The sequence below is a fragment of the Arthrobacter sp. NPDC058288 genome, assembly GCF_042880995.1.
GTDB lineage: Bacteria > Actinomycetota > Actinomycetes > Actinomycetales > Micrococcaceae > Arthrobacter.
This window is the reverse complement of record NZ_JBHVYH010000008.1, coordinates 233,972-250,721: the sequence shown is the minus strand read 5'-3', so window position 1 is coordinate 250,721 and position 16,750 is coordinate 233,972. Positions and strand designations below refer to the sequence as shown.

Here is a 16,750-nt window from a genome sequence, read left to right as displayed (position 1 = left end):
CTGGCGACGCCAGGCTGAGACAGCACCACATTGGACCACTGCTGATTCCACGAACCTGTGCCCCTGCCTGCATACCCAACGGACCTTCACCGGTGATGAGGCTGGAATGTCGTTGGGGCCGAATAGATTCTCGTCGCCCCACATGTCCAGAACTTCCGGATGCCTGGCTGCAACCGTAGTCTCTGGCTTTGGTGCGCGCCGGGAAAGGCCCAATTGTGTACGCACTTCCGGCGTAAGTGCTGGCCAGTCCTCAAGTGCTTTCACAATGCCCCCATCAAAAGTTCTCCGAATACTGCCTATTTGAAGGATGTTAGATGAGGCATCAGACAAAGAGAGACAGCCCATCACCTGGTTTGGCTTAGGTCGGCGGACCTATCAGAAGGGCTGCAGTATCTGCCCAGCTGGTGAACCTCGACGAATATGTCGGCGCCAGCCCATAGGATTTCTCAGACGACAAGCCAAGGAGACAACTAGTGGTCCAGCTATGGGAAGGCATCAACCAGTATCTGGCTGATCGCGCTCCAAATGATTGGGAGAAGGCAGAGGTACGCCGTTACCGACAGCGGCTGTACGACGTCCTGAACAGCAAGTACCGGCTGATCGCGTTTTACCAGAGCGGGTCGTTCCAGCATGGAACTGCGATCACGCCTCACAGCGACGTGGACTACATCGCAAGAATCCATTTTGAAGACAAGCCCCTTTCTTCCACAACCATCCTCAACAACATTCGGCAGCTGTTAAAGGACGAGTTGTATGAGGCGAGTAGCGTCAGCATCTCCCGCCCGACGGTAACCGTCCAGTTCCCAGGCCTGGTCACTCGATACGAAATCACCCCGGCCTACCTGATCCGGGGAACTTCGGATGACGATCGGGTGGTTTCCATCCCCTCCCTAGGCGGTGAATGGCGAGAAGCTGCACCCAAGGCTCACACGAAATTTGTCGCTGACATCGATCGGCAGCGCAATGGAAACGTGCGGCAACTGGCTCGCCTGCTCAAGGCATGGAAGTACCAGCACGGTGTACCGATCTCATCGTTCTACCTGGAAATGCGTAGCGCCGAGCACGGAAAAAACAATGACTTCATCTGGCCCCTATCCTCGCTGAAGGTCATTGCCAACAAGCTGATCACCACGAATCTTGCAGCGATGAACGACCCCACCGGACTTGTCTCCCGCATCCATGCATGCTCCTCAGAAAGCAGCCGCCTGACGTCAATAGCCCGAGTCCGCGACCTCCACAGAAACTTAGACAAGGCTTACACTGCCTGGGCAGCCGGAGTATCAGAGCGCTATGAGATGAATCAGGCGCTTTCCGCCATCTGGGGCCCTAGTTTCCCTTACTGCGAACCGTACTCTGCATGACAAACGGCGGTATGGCGGCCGAGGCCCGGACTCCCATTGCGGTCGCCCAGAACACTGAATATTCTCGCCGGCTTTTGGCTGCCCAGTCACGCTTGTACACGGACGCGAAAGTGCTACATGACGGTCGCGTGATCACAGTCGTCCTTCTGGCAGTCGCCACCATCGCGATTGCCCTTGCATTTCCGGGAGCTCGCCAGACGGTCGGCGCTGTCGGCGGAGCGATCACTTTCTTGTGGTCCGTTATTGGCAGCAGCAGAGAGAAACGCCGTCGTCGTGAAGCTGCGAGTGTCCAAGAGGAGTTCGACACTCACGTCTTTGGCATCCCCACTAATGACTTCGCCGTCGACCGCATCTCCCCCACCCTCGTCGCAGAAGCGGCCTCCCGGTACAAAGGCAACCGGACCAAGGACTGGTACCCAGATCCGCGACCCGTCATTTACCCCTTGGATGTCCTGATCTGTCAGCGCAGCAACCTCGGATGGGGCTCGTCAACACATCGCTACTACGCAGCCTGCCTTCTAGCAGCGCTCCTTGCCCTCGTCTTCTCAGGATTCACAGTCGCCGGCGTAGCAGGCCTGTCGCTGGTCGATGCGCTGGTCGCTGTGCTCGTGCCTCTCCTGAGTCCCGCACGTGAACTCATCGAAGCGATACGCGCCAATCACGAGAGCTCGGACATAAAGGCAAAGACTGAGTCCAAGGTCCTCAAACTCTGGCAACGCGGTATGGAGAACCCTGGCGCTGTAACTGTGAAGGACTGCCGGACCGTGCAGGACCGCATTCTCCAAATACGTCAGTCCAACGCCCATATCCCCGACTGGCTCGACAACTTACGTCGCCACCGGAACGAATCCGCAATGCGTGCAAGCGCCGACTATCTAAAGGAAGAAGCCGCACGCCACGGTCGCACCGCCTGACGTACTCGTCTGTCCCACCGCCAACTCTCGGCAGATGCCAGCATCCGCAATGTCGGTGTCCCAGACGACGGCTGTTCCATGACGAAAAGCGCTAGGCAGCTGCATCTGCAACGTCGGAGAGGTCATTGCGACTAAGAGCACGGGTCAGTGATGAAACGCTGACGCTAAGCCGCTCAGCCGTTTCCTTTAAGGTCTTTCCTTCATTGCGCAACTGCCGGGCCGTTTCCAGTTTCCCTGGTGTCATCGACCGCGGGCGGCCGCCAAGCCGGCCTCGCGCTTTAGCTGCCGCCAGCCCAGCCTTAGTTCTTTCCGACAGCCGCGATCGTTCGTACTCAGCGAGGGAAGCGAACATGTCAAAGATCAGCTTGCCGTGGGCACTAGTCGTATCCAGCCAAGGTTCAGTCAGGGAACGGAAGCCTATCCCCCGCTGACCCAGCACTGTAACGATGTCCGCAAGGTCGGAGGTACTACGGCCTAACCTGGTCAGATCCGCGACCAACAGCACGTTGCCCGGCTGCAGATAATCCAAGCAGTCCTTCCACCGCGCCCTTGCCTGGGTAGCCCCAGACGCGTACTCCTGAAAGACGCGGACTGCTCCGGCCGCCACCAACGCGTCCACCTGCGAATCGAGTGACTGACCACGTGTACTGACTCTCGCATAGCCGACTACGTTCCTGGACACGTCAAAAACCCTCCCATGACCCTTTTGACCGGCTTTCTTTTCGGCAACCAGTTTTGACTAAGAATAGGATGTCAGTTTCAGAAGACGTCTGCACGGAATGTCAGAAGTCGTCTGCACTGCTCGTCCAAGCAGGGGGCAGCGATCGTGCGAGGTCGATGCCGGTGTCCTGTCAGGTCAGACGCTCGGTGAGGTCGATGAAGTTCGTGCTAATGGAGGTCTTCTTCCGTGTGGAGGGGCAGGTGTCAGGAGGCGCAGCAGGAGAGCTTGGAGACGTCCGTGGTGAAGGACTGGGCGGCGATTTTGAGGCCTTCGGCCATCGTCAGGTAGGGGCTCCACAGGTTTGCGACCTGGTTCACGGTCATCCCGGCTTCCAGGATGTAGACCCCGGCCGCGGCGAGGTCCCCGGCGTCCTTGGCGACGGCGGTGATTCCCACGATCCGTCCGGTGTCGGCGTCGGCGACGATCTTGATGAAGCCGCGGGTGTCCCTGTTCACGAGGGCCCGGGGCACGTATTCCAGGGGCAGGACCCGGCATTCGCACCGGATGCCGGCCTCGTTGGCTTCCTTGTCGGTCATCCCGACCGCGGCCAGGGCCGGGCTGGTGAAGGTGACCCGGGGCAGGTGCCGGTAGTCGACCTCGCGGCCGGCGTTGATGAACGCGTTCTCCGCCACCAGGGAGCCGTGGGCGGCTGCGACGTAGACGAATTCGCGGTGTCCGGTCACGTCCCCGGCGGCCCAGATCCTGGGGTTGGTGCTGGCCAGGGTGTTCTGCACGAGGATTTCGTCGCCGTCCCCGGTCTTGACGCCGACCCCGGCCAGGTTCAGGCCCTCCGTGACCGGCCGGCGTCCCGTGGCGACCAGCACCCTGGCGGCCCGGAATTCCTGGTTGCCGCCGGAGACGGCCGCGGTCGCGATGATCCCGCCGGTGGCCGGGTCCGTGCGCACGGAGGACACGGCCGCCCGGCGGACGACGCGGATCCCCTCGTCGGCGAAGACGCCCATCAGGGCCCGGGAGGCCTCGGGTTCCTCCGCGGAGGCCAGGCGGGAGCGGACCAGCATGGTGACCTTGGACCCGAGCCGGGCGAAGAGCTGGGCTTGTTCCAGGGCCACGTACCCGCCGCCGATGACCAGCAGGGATTCAGGTACCTCATCGAGTTCCATCGCCGTGGTGGAGGTCAGGTAGCCCGTATCCTGCAGCCCGTCGATCGGTGGCGCCCACGGGGTGGAGCCGGTGGCCATCAGATAGTGCGCGGCCCTCACAGATTCCCGGGTCCCGTCCTGCCCGGTGATTTCAAGGACCGGATCGTCCTGGGTGCCAGCGAACACGGCATCGCCCTGGCGCAGCTCCCAGCCGTACTCCGCGATCAGGTCCACGTACTTATCCGAACGCATCGTCTCCACCAGGGAACGCTTCCCGCCGATCAGCCCGGCCATGTCCACCGGGGCGGCTGATGCGCTGATGCCGGGGAACCGGCCGGACGCGTCCAGGGCAACATGCCGGGCCTCGGCCGCCGCGAGGAGTGCTTTGGAGGGAACGCAGCCGGTGTTCACGCAGGTTCCGCCGACGGTGGAACGCTCGATCATCAGGACGCGTTTGCCCAGGCTGGTCGCCCGGATCGCGGCCGCGAACGCCCCGCCGCCGGAGCCGATGACGGCCAGATCAAAATCAGGTGTTGGTTCAGACATAAAATCCTCCAAAGTCGTACAGCAGCGCCGTCCCGGAATGCCCGCAACGGTGCCTCGTGTATGGGTCTGCCCCCAGTCTGCGCCTTCCACCATGGGGGAAGGTCAAGAGGCTGACTCCGCTCTCCCGGCCCGGGGCGGCACCCACAGGTTCCTACCCCTCTTGACCTTCCACTAAACTGGAAGGTCAAGAGGGAATCCCCCGGGACGAGAGGTGCATGATGCGTATTGGCGAAACTGCCGCAGCCGCCGGCATGACGGCCAAGACGCTGCGGTTCTACGAGGACCGCGGCCTGTTGCCGGCCGCAGACAGGGCACCGAACGGATACCGCGACTACGCCCAGGAAACAGTCAGCCGGCTGGAATTCATCCGCCGCGGCCGCACCGCCGGACTGACTCTTGCCCAGATCGGTGACATCCTCTCCGTCCGGGACATCGGCCAGGCCCCCTGCGTACACGTCCGGGATCTGCTGGCCCAACAGCTCCACGATCTCGACGCCCGGATCGCAGAACTCACGGCACTGCGTGCAACCGTTGCCGAATTTCATGATGCCGCGGCCGCCGGAGACCCCGCAGCCTGCGACCCCGAACGCATCTGCAGCTACCTCTAAACCCGGCTAGATCCGGAGCTCCTCCTGCGCCGCTGAATTCCGACTGGCCCAAGGAGCGCTGTGAATCGCAGCGGTATTTGGCGTTGTTTTGTCAGCGCCATTTGGCGGGTCCAGCTCAGTGGTCAGTGCTTTCGATGGCGGCGGCGGGTTACCGGCATGGGGAGAGGCGTCAGTCGTGGGCCGGTTCCCCGGTCATCCGGTGGTCTGCGTGGTTGATGGTTTCGCGGATGAGCCGAACCAGGTGCCCGTCGTGGAGGGAATAGATGACGTGCCGGCCGTTCTTGCGGGTGTCAACGAGGCCGCTGAGCCGGAGTTTGGCCAGGTGTTGGCTGACCACGGTCCGGGGCGCCCCGGACGCGTCGGCGAGTTCGGTGACGGTTTTGGGGCCGGTGGAGAGCTGCCAGAGCAGGTGCAGGCGGGTGGGTTCGGCGAGCATCCGCAGCGTACCTGCGGCTGTTTCGAGCAGCTCCGGGCCCGGGGTGACCGGGTGGGCCAGGGAGGATTCCCCGGGTGCGGTGTTGAACGCGTTGCTACGCCGGCTGCTCAACACTCTGCTCCTCAGTGGCTGGTTCCTGGGATGCCGCGGCGGTGTGCCGGGGCCAGGACAGGAATGCACCTGCACTGCCTATCATCGCAATAATTGTCAGCGCCAGCGCGGCCCAGCCCAGTCCGGCGGCGGCTCCGATCCAGCCGGCCACCGGGTAGGTCAGGATGTAGCAGGCGTGGGAGAGGGAGAACTGCGCGGTGAAGACGTAGGGCCGGGTTTCCTCGGTGGAAGCATCGCGCAGCAGCCGGGAGGAGGGCGTGAGGATCATGGAGTTCGCCGCGCCGAGCAGGAACCACAGCCCCAACAACAGCCACCACCCGGGGCCGCCGGCCCCCAAAAAGGTCAGGACTGTGGCGCCGGCCAGCACGGCGGGGATCAGTGCGGCGCCGGTGAGCATCACGGCACGGTCCCCGAAGCGGTCCAGGACCCGGGGCGCTGACAGGGCGATGATCATCGAGCCAACACCGAAGCAGGCTAAGGCCAGCGCCAGGTCCGTGTCGGGGCGGTGCAAGACGTCACGGACGTAGACCACGGTGTTGACGAGCACCAGCGCCGTCGGGGCCGCGACCACGAGGTTCAGTGCCAGCAGGGACCGCAGGCGCCGGTTGCGCCAGAAGATCCGTGCGCCCAGGGTGGTCCGGTGCCACAGGGACGTCTGCGGGCCGGCCGGGGCGGAAATCCGGGGCAGGACCGTGATGGTGACCATGAAGGCCGAGAACAGGAACCCGGCAACGGTGCCGATGAACAGGTTGTTGTAGCTGATCAGGGTCAGCAGCAACGCCGCAAGGGCCGGGCTGACCAGGGCTTCCATGTCGTAGGCCAGCCTGGAGAGGGACAACGCTCGGGTGTAGTCGCGCTCGTCCTTCAGGATGGTGGGGATCAGGGACTGGAAGGCCGGGGTGAAGGTCGCGGAGGCGGACTGCAGCAGGAAGATCACGACGTAGATCTGCCAGGTGTCGGTGATGAAGGGCAGGCACAGTGCCATGGCCGCGCGGATCAGGTCCGCCCCGATCAGCACCGGCTTTTTCGGCAGCCGGGCCACCAGTGCGTTGATTACCGGGGCCAGGCCCACGTAGGCCAGCATCTTGATCGTCAGGGCTGTGCCCAAGACCGCCCCGGCGTTCGAGCCGGCCAGGTCGTAGGCCAGCAGCCCGAGGGCCACCGTGAGCAGGCCGGTGCCGATCAGGGCCACGATCTGGGCGGCGAACAGCCGCCGGTAGGTCACATTCCGCAGAACCGCTAACATCAGGCCAACTCTCTTAAGTGCATACGTGCGCGTCTATGCACTTACCTTAGTCGACTTTCGGCCACCCTGATCTGCGGTCAGAGCCGATGTTCCCACCCGTGACCGCCTTGGCCGGGATGCGGGTGCCGCGGCGGCGGTGTTGGGGACGGCACCCCTGAGGCGGCGGTGGTGCCGCTGCTGAAGATCAACCAACTCGAAACCATCACCGACGACGTCATCGAAGCAGCCGCCAGTACCCTCGTCATCGGCAACTGACGACAAAATACGCCAAGAAAACACCGCCAAAAAGCTCCGAAGTCCACAGCCGTGCCGTTCGATTCGGCGGGAGGGAGCGCAGCGGCAGGAAAATGGTCGACAGGCTGAGCGTTCGCCGGGCCGGCGCCGGGATACTTGCTGCCGGCTGCTAGCGGACTTCGACTACTCCCATCATTCCTTGGTCCTCGTGGTCCAGGATATGGCAGTGATACACGGAGCGCCCCGTGAAATCCTTGAAATTGATCCTGACTCTCACCTGTCCGTTGGCGGGTATGTTGACGACGTCCCGCCAGAGGGTTGCGTCCGGGGCGGTGTCTGGTTGCTCGACAATCTGCATCGGCCAGACATGCAGATGAAAAGGATGGTCCATCGGGCTGGGATTTATCAGGGTCCACTCCTCCACTGTCTGCGCGGCCACGGTAGTGTCCGTCCGGCTTGGGTTGAATTCACGGCCGTTGATGGTGAAACTCATCATCCCCATCCCCATACCCATGCCACCGACGGCTAAGGTCAACTGCCTGTGCGCGGCAACGGCCGCGGCCCTCAGATCTGCCGGTGCAGGCTGGGCCGGGACCGCCGGAAGAAAAGCGGTCGGGGCGCCGGACACCGAGAGGGTCGCCAGCACGATTTCCGCTGTGCCCTGGCCGCCGTTCGGGTCTGGGCCTGCCGGTCCCATCATGGCGGCCATGCCGCCGCGGTTGTGGTAGACGGCTCTGAGAGTGGTGTCGCCCGCGGCAGCTGTGACCAGGACATCTGCACGGTTGCCCGGCGCGAGCAGCAGCTCTTCCATGTCCCGGGGTGTGGGGAAGCGGCCGGAATCCATGCCGAGGAGCTGCATCTGCTGCCCGTCCAGGCGCAGCCGCAGGTAGCGGGCCACGCAGGTGTTCACGATGCGCCACCGCTCACGCTCGCCCGGCCGGGCGGTGAGTTTCGGGTTGCTTTGTCCGTTGACCAGGACAAGTTCACCTTCCCGGCCGAGCATCCGGTCCATGGGCGAGGTGTCGGGGACGGTTCCGGACCCGTCCAGGGTGATGTCAGAGACGACCATGATGCGTTCCCGGCTGGTGGCCGGGGGGTCGGTGTCCTCGACGATGATCGCGCCAAAGAGGCCGGCGAAAATCTGGTCCGCGACCATGCCGTGATGGTGGGGGTGGTACCAGTACACGCCGGGCGGGTGGTCCGCGGGCAGCCGGTACTCATAGCTGAATGAGTGGCCCGGCTGGACCACTACGAAAACGTTGTCTCCGTTGCCCTGGGGTGAGACGTGGAGTCCGTGGACATGCAGGTTGGTCGGGACGGCCATGCTGTTGACCAGCTCGACGGCGAGCACGTCTCCAGCCCGCAAGTGCAGGGTTGGACCGGGGACTCCTCCGTTGTAGCCCAGCGCCGATGCCTGTTGGCCGCCGAGCTGGACCGGCCCCGGCGAAGCCTCGAGCCGGACCTGCAACCGTCCATTGCTGCTGCGCAGCGCGTCCGGCTCAGTGAATTCCACGCCCGCTACGGGGGAGAACCGGGAACTGGCCGTCCACCAGAGCCCGGCTCCGCCGGCGGCTATGGCTGCCGTACCGAGGCCTCCCAGCAGGAGCGCGTTCCGGCGGCTGATTGGGCGCACTATTGGTCCTCGCCGAGCACCTTCAGCTGCTCGCGGTATTGCTCCGCGGTCAGCTCACCCCGGGCAAAGCGTTCATCGAGGATCTGCCGGGCCCGGCTCCTGCCGGGGTAGGGCCCCGGCGGTCCCTGCATCCCGCCGTGACTCCCGCTTGCGGCAAACATGCGCACCGCGACCAGTACCAGCAGCGCAATCCCGACGAGCAGGAGGATGCCCCACAGCCACATCCAGCCCATATTCGTGCCGTAGCCCCACATCATGACCGGCGCCCTTTCGCCTAAGACCGTTGATATTCCGATTCTCTGGCAGATCATGGCCTACCGGTAGAGCCCGAAGGCCTCTTCGCCCGCATGCCCCCAGCGCCCTCCGGCGGCGGCTTCCGCTGAGGACAGAGAGCGGGTGATGCTCCCTTATCGCCGCTCCGTACCCGGCGTTACGATGAGGCCACACGCCAGATGAGGCAGTCCGCAATATCCAGAGAAACAGCCGCTGCCGTCGCTTGCCAGGTCACAGTCGATCAGAGGTCGGGATGCTGGAACAGCGAGCGAACGCTTTGTATGACGCAGTCGCCAAGGAGGCAAGGCGAGACTGCGGTCAGGACCTGCGAGGCCGTCCCCGATTTAAACGGCGGACTGTCCCGGAGCGGTGGCTGAAAGCGCCGGTCCCGTCGGCGCCGTTGAAGTCAACGCCGACGGGCGCCGTTCCTGAGAAGCACCGCCAGGCGGTGTCAGCTGTCCCGGGCTTCCTCCGCGGGACGCCGGTTGACGCGGCCTGCCGCGAGGACGCTCACCAATTCCCAGGAGCCACGTGGCCGCAATCCCGAGGCTGGGCTGTTCTTACAGGTGCTCGTTGCGCCTGTCTCCACGTCGAAGCACCCGCCCGGCTGAGAGCAGAGCGGATACGCCCAATCGCCACATCGCACTGGAATTCGTAGGTGTGGTTCTACCGGCCTGCGGCCGGGGCAAGGGGGCGCGATGGTTGCGGAGCGGTGGGTTCGGGAGTTCCGGGCCGGGGAAGACGGAGTCTTTTGAGCAGCAGGGCGTTGATGGCCACGAGGAAACTGGATCCGGACATCGAGAGGGCGGCAATTTCGGGGCTGAGGACAAGTCCGGCGAAGGCGAAGACGCCGGCGGCGATGGGGAGGGCGATGGCGTTGTAGCCGACGGCCCAGCCCAGGTTCTGCCGCATTTTCCGAAGGGTTCCTTTACCGATCCGCAGCGCGATGGGCACGTCCAGCGGGTCTGAGCGCATCAGGACCACGTCGGCCGTTTCGATGGCAACATCCGTGCCTGCACCGATGGCGATCCCGAGATCTGCCTGGGCCAGGGCGGGGGCGTCGTTGACGCCGTCGCCGACCATCGCGACTTTCTTCCCGGCCCGTTGCAGCTCGGCGATTTTGGCCGATTTGTCTCCGGGCAGGACTTCAGCGATGACGGCGTCGATGCCGAGCTGGCCGGCGATCCTTCGGGCGGTGGCTTCGTTGTCTCCTGTCAGCATGACCACTTCGATCCCGGCCTCGTGCAGGGCGGCCACGGCGGGTGCGGCTGTTTCACGGGCGGCATCGGCCAGCGCAATCACGGCGGCGGCCTTGCCGTCGACGGCGGCGAGGACCGCGGTCCTGCCGGTGGCGGCCAGGTCATCGCGGGCGGCGGCCAGGGGGCCAAGGTCGATGCCTTCGTTGGCCATGAGTTTGCGGTTGCCGACCAGGACCCGGCGCCCGTCCACGGTCGCGCCGGCCCCGTGACCGGGAACGTTGAGGAAGTCCGAGGCCGCCAGGACGGGTGCGCCGTGTTCGCGGGCGTGCCGGACCACGGCCGCAGCGAGGGGGTGTTCGGATTCCTGCTCCACCGCGGCGACCAGGGCCAGGAGTTCGTTTTCGCCGATTCCCTCGACGACGACGTCGGTGACTTCCGGTTCGCCCTTGGTCAGGGTGCCGGTCTTGTCCATCACGACGGTATCGATCCGGGCAGAGGTTTCCAGGGCAGTGGCGTTCTTAAACAGGACACCCCGTTTGGCGCCCAGACCGGTTCCGACCATGACGGCCGTCGGGGTGGCGAGGCCGAGGGCATCCGGGCAGGTGATCACCACGACGGTGATGGCAAAGAGCATGGCGGCCTGCACCCCGGCGCCCATGGCGAGCCATGCGCCGAAGGTCAGGGTTCCGCCGATCAAGGCGACCAGGACCAGCCAGAACGCGGCCCTGTCGGCCAGCCGCTGGCCCGGAGCCTTGGAGTTCTGGGCTTCCTGGACGAGGGTCACGATTTGGGCCAATGCGGTGTCGGCGCCGACTTTGGTGGCGCGGACACGCAAGGTGCCGGTGGTGTTGATTGAGGCGCCGATCACTGCGGATCCGGCCGTTTTGGCGACGGGGAGGCTTTCGCCGGTGACCATGGACTCGTCCACCTCGGACTGGCCCTCTTCGACTTCGCCGTCGACGGGAATTTTCGATCCGGGCCGGATCAGCAGGAGGTCTCCGGTCTGGACGTCGGAGGTGGGGATCTCGACGGTTTCACCGTCGCGGATGACGACCGCGGCCGGCGGGGCGAGTTCCAAAAGGGTGCGGATGGCCTCGTTGGCTCCGCCGCGGGCGCGCATTTCGAACCAGTGGCCCAGGAGGACGAAGGATGTCAGGACGGTGGCCGCTTCGTAGAAGACCTCTCCTCCGCCGGTGAGGGTGACCCAGACGCTGTAGATCCAGCCTGTGCCCACGGCGATCGCCACCAGGACCATCATGTCCAGGGTCCTCGCCTTTAGTGCGCGGTAGGCACCGTCGAAGAAGATCCAGGCCGAGTAGAAGATAACGGGCAGGGACAGGATCAAGGCGATGACGTCGTCACGGAGCCCGAACGGGGCCGGGGCGGTGAAGCCGAACATATTCCGGCCCATGGGGGACCACAGCGTGACGCCGATGGACAGAACAGCGGCGACCAGGAACCGGTTGCGCATGTCCTTAACCATGTCGTCCATGGACATTCCGGCGTGGTGTCCGCCGTGGCCCATCACGTCCTGCGGGGTGCGGGGCATTGCACCTGGCTGGGCGGGGCCGTGGCCGGCGTGGCCTTCCGCCGCCGGGCGAACGTGCCCGGCATGATCCTCTGCGGTTGCCGTGACGTGACCCGTGTTTCCGATCTTCCGGACGTGTCCGGAGAGCGGGTGGCCGGTGGGTGGGTGGCCGGTGCCGGTTTCAATGAAGGGGGCGTCCGGGGCCGCGGACGGGTGGGCTGTTCCGGTCATCGGGTAGCAGATGTGGTCCGGGACCGATTCGCCCCGGCAGTGGTACCCGCAGTCCCGGACCCACCCGGAGATCTGTTCCACGGATGTCCGGGACGGGTCGAAGCTCACGGTGGCGGTCTGCGCGACCGGGTTGGCGTCAACTGCGGCGATTCCTGGCTGCCGGAGCAGCACGTTTTCCACGACTGCCTTGGAAGTGGCCCACTGCAACCCCCTGACCTCCACGACGGTGCTTTTCAATGTAGTCATTGCTTCTCCCCTAGATCAGATGACGCCGGGACGGCCGAGGACTGCATGTCGGGCGCGAACATTTGCGGCCCGTTCGGTTACGCCGAACTTATACCCCCTAGGGGTATCCGTCAAGGTGCTTCCTTCGGTACCGACTCGTTTCCGACCTTTCTCCCATGGCAGCCTGTCCCGGGGCGCCGACCCTTGCACACGATACCCCTAGGGGGTATACTAGGAGCGTTGTCAGTGAAGTGGTTTGTCCAGGCCCAGGCCGTTACAGCCGTTCAACCCCAACAGCCTTTCCATCCTCTCCCCGAAGGAAAACTGACATGTGTGGAACCGAATCCCGAACCCAACTCCCCCTCGCCACAACTGCGCAGCAGGGCTGCAGCTGCTGCTCTCCCGCCACGGAGAAACAGGCTGACGCTGCAGTGGTATCCGGAACGCAATACGCCCTGGAGGGACTGACCTGCGGGCACTGCGTACAGACCGTGGAAACGGCCGTATCGACAGTGCCGGGCGTCGAATTCGCTGCCGTTGACCTGGTTCCGGGCGGTACGTCACAGCTCACTGTGACCGGCGCCGCGAATGTCGCGGCCCTGGCTGACGCCGTACGCTCCTCCGGCTACGTCCTGACCGGCACAAAGTAAACCCCAACCGACCATCCCTGCCGCCCGCCGCCCCCGTTGAAGGAGATCTCATGAGCGATATCACTGAGGCCAGTCCCGCCACACCTTCGCCCAACGGGTATGCCGCGGACAAGGCTGCCTACCTGCGACGACTCAAGCGCATTGAAGGTCAGGTGCGGGGAATTGCCCGCATGGTCGACGAGGACTCGTACTGCATCGACATCCTGACCCAGGTCGCGGCCGTTAACAAGGCCCTGCACGCGGTCAGCATCGGGCTGCTCGAAGATCACATCGGCCATTGCGTGGTCAAGGCCGCTGCCGAGTCCCCCGAAGCCGGGGGAGCGAAAGTCAAGGAAGCGTCGGACGCGATCGCGCGGCTGCTGCGCTAGGAACGAAGGACAATCACCATGAGCGTTAACACCACTGTCAACATTTCTGGCATGGACTGCAGTCACTGCGTCGCCTCGGTCACCGAGGAACTGCAGGGACTCGACGGCGTCCAGGACGTCGCAGTCGACCTGCACAAGGACGGCATCTCCGTTGCCACCATCACCTCCGCCGCCGAGCTGGACCCGAAGGAAATCGGCGAAGCTGTCGCCGAAGCCGGCTACGCCGTCGTTGCCCCGGGGGCGAGAGAGTGACCTCGGAAACCCTGACCAATACACGGATCATTGAGCTCGATATCCAGGGCATGACCTGCGCCTCCTGCGTGGCCAGGGTTGAGCGCAAGCTCGGAAAACTCGACGGCGTCCAGGCAAGCGTCAACCTTCCCCTTGAATCGGCCCACGTGACGGTGCCGGACACCGTCACCGACCAGCAGATCATCGACACCGTCACGGCCACCGGATACACGGCCCGCCTCAAGGCCGGATCCGGCACCCGGGCCGGCGGGCCGGATCAGGACAGGGATGGCGAACTTCCCGGCCTGCCGGATGAAGCCCGCACCGCACCGGCAGCGTCCGCGACGCTACGTCCCCGGTTGATCCTTGCTGCCGTTCTCACCCTGCCCGTGGTCATCATTTCCATGATTCCCGCCGCCCAGTTCCCGCACTGGGGCTGGTGGGCCTTCGCCCTCAGCCTTCCCGTGGTCAGCTGGGCAGCCTGGCCCTTCCACCGTGCCGCGGCCATCAACGCCCGGCACCTCGCATCTACGATGGACACACTCGTCTCCATCGGCGTGAGCGCAGCCTTCCTGTTCTCCAGCTGGCAGCTCTTCGCGGACCCGTCCCTGACCGAGCACACCGGAATGGAGATGAGCGCCCACACCCTGTACTTCGAAGTCGCAGCCGTGGTGACCACCTTCCTGCTGCTGGGCAGGTACCTGGAGGCCAACGCCAAACAGCGCGCCGGGAACGCCCTGAAGGCACTGTTGAATCTCGGCGCCAAGGAAGCCACGGTCGTCCGCGACGGTGTAGAGATCCAGGTTCCCGCGGAGCGGCTCCAGCCAGGGGACATCTTCCTCGTCCGCCCGGGCGAGAAGATCGCCACCGACGGGTTCGTCGTCGACGGGAACAGTGCGATCGACACCTCGCTGATCACCGGAGAGTCCCTTCCGGTGGAAGTAGGGGTCGAGGACACCGTGACCGGGGCCACGATCAACACCAACGGGCGGCTCCTGGTGAAGGCCACCCGGGTCGGCAGCGAAACAACGCTCGCCCAGATGGGGAAGCTGGTCAGCCAGGCCCAAAGCGGCAAGGCACCCATTGCCCGGCTGGCCGACCGGATCAGCGCAATCTTCGTCCCCGTCGTCCTGGCCATTGCCGCAGCCACGTTTGCTGTGTGGATACTCGCCGGCGGGGACCTGCAGGCGGCGTTTACCGCAGCGGTCGCGGTTCTCGTCATCGCCTGCCCGTGTGCTCTTGGCCTGGCCACGCCGACGGCGCTGCTGACCGGAACCGGCCGCGGAGCCCAGATGGGCATCCTGATCAGGGGCCCACAGGTCCTCGAAGACACCCGGACGGTTGACACCATCGTGCTCGACAAAACCGGCACGGTGACCACCGGCCGGCTCTCCGTGGCGGGAATTCACAACTTCACAGACTCCAGCGACGACGAGATCCTGGCCTTCGCCGGCGCGGTGGAAGCGGCCAGCGAACATCCCATCGCCGGCGCCATTGCCCGCGCCGCCAAGGCCAAGGGTCCGCTGCTGCCGGTCACCGGCTTCGACAGCGCACCCGGCGGAGGCGTCCTCGGAACCGTGGACGGAAGGCAGGTCGTGGCCGGACGCGCGGGCTGGCTGCAGGCCAACGGCATCGACCTCACCGCCGGCCACTACGCCGCGCTGGAGGCACTGGAGGATGCCGGAGCGACGGTTATCTGGGTGGGCATCGACGGCGTGGCCGCCGGTACGATCAGCCTCACGGACACCATCAAGGACGGTTCCGCGGCAGCGATCAGCAAGCTCAAGACCCTCGGGTTGCGGCCGGTCCTGCTGACCGGAGACAATGCCGCCGTCGCGGCCGCCGTCGCCGCCGAGGTAGGGATCCCGGCCGAAGATGTCATGGCGGGTGTCCTGCCGGAAGGCAAAGTCCAGGTGGTTCGGCAGCTTCAGGCTTCCGGAGCCACCGTGGCAATGGCCGGCGACGGTGTCAACGACGCCGCGGCCCTGGCGCAGGCAGACCTGGGCATCGCGATGGGCAGCGGCACGGACGTCGCCATCGCGGCCGCCGACCTCACGGTCATGGGCAACGACCTGGGCCAGGTCGCCCAGGCCATCGAACTCTCCCGGAAGACACTGGCCACGATCAAGGGCAACCTCTTCTGGGCCTTCTTCTACAACGCCATCGGTATCCCGGTCGCGGCCCTGGGACTGCTCAACCCGATGATCGCCGGTGCCGCGATGGCCGCAAGCTCAGTCCTGGTCGTGAGCAACTCACTGCGCCTGCGCCGCTTCGGCAGACTGGAGAACCAGCCGTCGGCGCCCGCGCCCATGAATGCGACCCGCCCGGTGGCGGTCAGCCACGATATCGGATGAAGGATCGGCCGCCATGGTTGTTGCCCCGGACGCCCAGCTGCACGGCCGCGTGAAACTGAACCCGGCCCGGGTTCGTTGAACCGGGGACGGGCTGAACCGGACACTCCGGCCCGACCGGACCGGTAGCCTTGAAATCATCCAGACACGCACGGAGGGAGGAACGCCGTCATGACCGCATCAGCGAAGCGCCTTGTGATGACCTTCCTGCGCCGTGCGGGCGGGCTGGCCGCGGTTCTGGCCGTCATTGCCGGGATCCTCGGCATGCACGTGATGACCGGCGACCACTCCATGCCCTCCCCGGCCGCCATGACGACGACCACCGCGGGCGCGGTCCATAACACTGCATCCCCGCCTGATGGCCATTCCGGGCATCAGGTCTCCGGCGGGCACTCAACCCAGGAGGCGTCCGTGCAGGACGTGACCGGAAGCCCCTCCGAGCCGTGCTCCGGCAGCTGCACCAGCATGCAGACCATGACGGTGTCCTGCACCCCGTCGGCGAAAAGCGGTTCCCTGACCGCCCCGCTGCCCGGCACCACGCTGTTCGGTGTCATCCCCGGCGCCGGGCTGGCGGGCGCGCGCCCTAACGCCTATTCCTACCTCCCCGGCGGTCCTTCACCGGGTGAGCTATCCATCAGCCGGACGTAAAACAGGACACCGCCGTGACCTTATCCGGCGTGCACTCCTACCGGCCGCCCGCTTCGGGCGCGCCTGCCGCATCCATTTGATGCACCATCCTCCCGTCGGGCGCCGTTGCGCCCACTGATGTCTTTGAAGGACCTGA

Annotated in this window: 15 protein-coding genes; 8 read left to right on the top strand and 7 right to left on the bottom strand. The window is 65.1% G+C overall.

Annotated elements, in window-relative coordinates:
• The first annotated feature begins 473 nt into the window (after window positions 1-473).
• Together ACFVWT_RS19405 and ACFVWT_RS19400 are read left to right on the top strand one after the other, a co-directional pair.
• Window positions 474-1,361: a hypothetical protein gene (locus tag ACFVWT_RS19405; RefSeq protein WP_390250696.1), complete on the top strand. Its 888-nt coding sequence runs from the start codon at window positions 474-476 to the stop codon at window positions 1,359-1,361.
• Complete coding sequence (locus ACFVWT_RS19400) at window positions 1,358-2,275, top strand: S-4TM family putative pore-forming effector (protein ID WP_390250694.1); 918 nt, start codon at window positions 1,358-1,360, stop codon at window positions 2,273-2,275. The genes ACFVWT_RS19405 and ACFVWT_RS19400 overlap by 4 nt, the downstream gene beginning before the upstream one ends.
• A gap of 91 nt (window positions 2,276-2,366) precedes the next feature.
• Here the strand turns inward: ACFVWT_RS19400 and ACFVWT_RS19395 are convergent, their stop codons facing one another.
• Both ACFVWT_RS19395 and merA read right to left on the bottom strand, forming a co-directional pair.
• Window positions 2,367-2,957 carry a recombinase family protein gene (locus ACFVWT_RS19395; RefSeq protein ID WP_390250692.1) on the bottom strand — a complete coding sequence of 197 codons (591 nt, stop codon included), beginning with the start codon at window positions 2,955-2,957 and terminating at the stop codon, window positions 2,367-2,369.
• A 242-nt stretch (window positions 2,958-3,199) separates the two neighbouring features.
• On the bottom strand, window positions 3,200-4,642 hold the full coding sequence (gene merA, locus ACFVWT_RS19390) for a mercury(II) reductase (RefSeq protein WP_390250690.1): 1,443 nt from the start codon (window positions 4,640-4,642) through the stop codon (window positions 3,200-3,202).
• Between the two features lie 218 nt (window positions 4,643-4,860).
• On the opposite strand from merA, the gene ACFVWT_RS19385 reads away from it, so the two are divergent.
• Window positions 4,861-5,250, top strand: a complete 390-nt coding sequence (locus tag ACFVWT_RS19385) for a heavy metal-responsive transcriptional regulator (RefSeq protein ID WP_390250746.1) — start codon at window positions 4,861-4,863, stop codon at window positions 5,248-5,250.
• Between the two features lie 169 nt (window positions 5,251-5,419).
• Here ACFVWT_RS19385 and ACFVWT_RS19380 read toward each other — a convergent pair whose 3' ends face one another.
• The 5 genes from ACFVWT_RS19380 to ACFVWT_RS19360 form a co-directional block, all read right to left on the bottom strand.
• On the bottom strand, window positions 5,420-5,797 hold the full coding sequence (locus ACFVWT_RS19380) for an ArsR/SmtB family transcription factor (RefSeq protein ID WP_390250688.1): 378 nt from the start codon (window positions 5,795-5,797) through the stop codon (window positions 5,420-5,422).
• Window positions 5,781-7,043 (bottom strand): MFS transporter, encoded by a 1,263-nt coding sequence (locus ACFVWT_RS19375; RefSeq protein ID WP_390250686.1) that lies wholly within the window; start codon window positions 7,041-7,043, stop codon window positions 5,781-5,783. The genes ACFVWT_RS19380 and ACFVWT_RS19375 overlap by 17 nt, the downstream gene beginning before the upstream one ends.
• A 403-nt stretch (window positions 7,044-7,446) precedes the next feature.
• The gene (locus ACFVWT_RS19370) at window positions 7,447-8,910 is read right to left on the bottom strand and encodes a multicopper oxidase family protein (protein WP_390250684.1); all 1,464 of its coding nucleotides are present in this window, start codon (window positions 8,908-8,910) and stop codon (window positions 7,447-7,449) included.
• A complete protein-coding gene (locus ACFVWT_RS19365) occupies window positions 8,910-9,167 on the bottom strand; it encodes an SHOCT domain-containing protein (protein ID WP_390250682.1) in 258 nt (85 codons plus the stop codon). The genes ACFVWT_RS19370 and ACFVWT_RS19365 overlap by 1 nt, the downstream gene beginning before the upstream one ends.
• Window positions 9,168-9,849: 682 nt before the next feature.
• On the bottom strand, window positions 9,850-12,387 hold the full coding sequence (locus ACFVWT_RS19360) for a heavy metal translocating P-type ATPase (protein ID WP_390250680.1): 2,538 nt from the start codon (window positions 12,385-12,387) through the stop codon (window positions 9,850-9,852).
• Window positions 12,388-12,695: 308 nt separating this feature from the next.
• On the opposite strand from ACFVWT_RS19360, the gene ACFVWT_RS19355 reads away from it, so the two are divergent.
• From ACFVWT_RS19355 to ACFVWT_RS19335, 5 genes are all read left to right on the top strand, one after another.
• Window positions 12,696-13,016 carry a heavy-metal-associated domain-containing protein gene (locus tag ACFVWT_RS19355; protein WP_390250678.1) on the top strand — a complete coding sequence of 107 codons (321 nt, stop codon included), beginning with the start codon at window positions 12,696-12,698 and terminating at the stop codon, window positions 13,014-13,016.
• Window positions 13,017-13,066: 50 nt separating this feature from the next.
• On the top strand, window positions 13,067-13,384 hold the full coding sequence (locus tag ACFVWT_RS19350; RefSeq protein WP_390250676.1) for a metal-sensitive transcriptional regulator: 318 nt from the start codon (window positions 13,067-13,069) through the stop codon (window positions 13,382-13,384).
• A gap of 18 nt (window positions 13,385-13,402) precedes the next feature.
• Window positions 13,403-13,636 carry a heavy-metal-associated domain-containing protein gene (locus ACFVWT_RS19345; protein WP_390250674.1) on the top strand — a complete coding sequence of 78 codons (234 nt, stop codon included), beginning with the start codon at window positions 13,403-13,405 and terminating at the stop codon, window positions 13,634-13,636.
• Window positions 13,637-13,686: 50 nt separating this feature from the next.
• Window positions 13,687-15,969, top strand: coding sequence for a heavy metal translocating P-type ATPase (locus ACFVWT_RS19340; protein WP_390250744.1), 2,283 nt, complete (start codon window positions 13,687-13,689; stop codon window positions 15,967-15,969).
• A 168-nt stretch (window positions 15,970-16,137) separates the two neighbouring features.
• Window positions 16,138-16,614 (top strand): hypothetical protein, encoded by a 477-nt coding sequence (locus ACFVWT_RS19335; protein WP_390250672.1) that lies wholly within the window; start codon window positions 16,138-16,140, stop codon window positions 16,612-16,614.
• The last annotated feature ends 136 nt before the right edge of the window (window positions 16,615-16,750 follow it).

Coding starts and splice junctions, on each gene's coding strand:
- ACFVWT_RS19345 (WP_390250674.1), top strand. CDS start 13,403: ATGAGCGTTAACACCACTGTCAACATTTCTGGCATGGACTGCAGTCAC.
- ACFVWT_RS19385 (WP_390250746.1), top strand. CDS start 4,861: ATGCGTATTGGCGAAACTGCCGCAGCCGCCGGCATGACGGCCAAGACG.
- ACFVWT_RS19355 (WP_390250678.1), top strand. CDS start 12,696: ATGTGTGGAACCGAATCCCGAACCCAACTCCCCCTCGCCACAACTGCG.
- ACFVWT_RS19400 (WP_390250694.1), top strand. CDS start 1,358: ATGACAAACGGCGGTATGGCGGCCGAGGCCCGGACTCCCATTGCGGTC.
- ACFVWT_RS19365 (WP_390250682.1), bottom strand. CDS start 9,167: ATGATGTGGGGCTACGGCACGAATATGGGCTGGATGTGGCTGTGGGGC.
- merA (WP_390250690.1), bottom strand. CDS start 4,642: ATGTCTGAACCAACACCTGATTTTGATCTGGCCGTCATCGGCTCCGGC.
- ACFVWT_RS19335 (WP_390250672.1), top strand. CDS start 16,138: ATGACCGCATCAGCGAAGCGCCTTGTGATGACCTTCCTGCGCCGTGCG.
- ACFVWT_RS19360 (WP_390250680.1), bottom strand. CDS start 12,387: ATGACTACATTGAAAAGCACCGTCGTGGAGGTCAGGGGGTTGCAGTGG.
- ACFVWT_RS19340 (WP_390250744.1), top strand. CDS start 13,687: ATGACCTGCGCCTCCTGCGTGGCCAGGGTTGAGCGCAAGCTCGGAAAA.
- ACFVWT_RS19350 (WP_390250676.1), top strand. CDS start 13,067: ATGAGCGATATCACTGAGGCCAGTCCCGCCACACCTTCGCCCAACGGG.
- ACFVWT_RS19375 (WP_390250686.1), bottom strand. CDS start 7,043: ATGTTAGCGGTTCTGCGGAATGTGACCTACCGGCGGCTGTTCGCCGCC.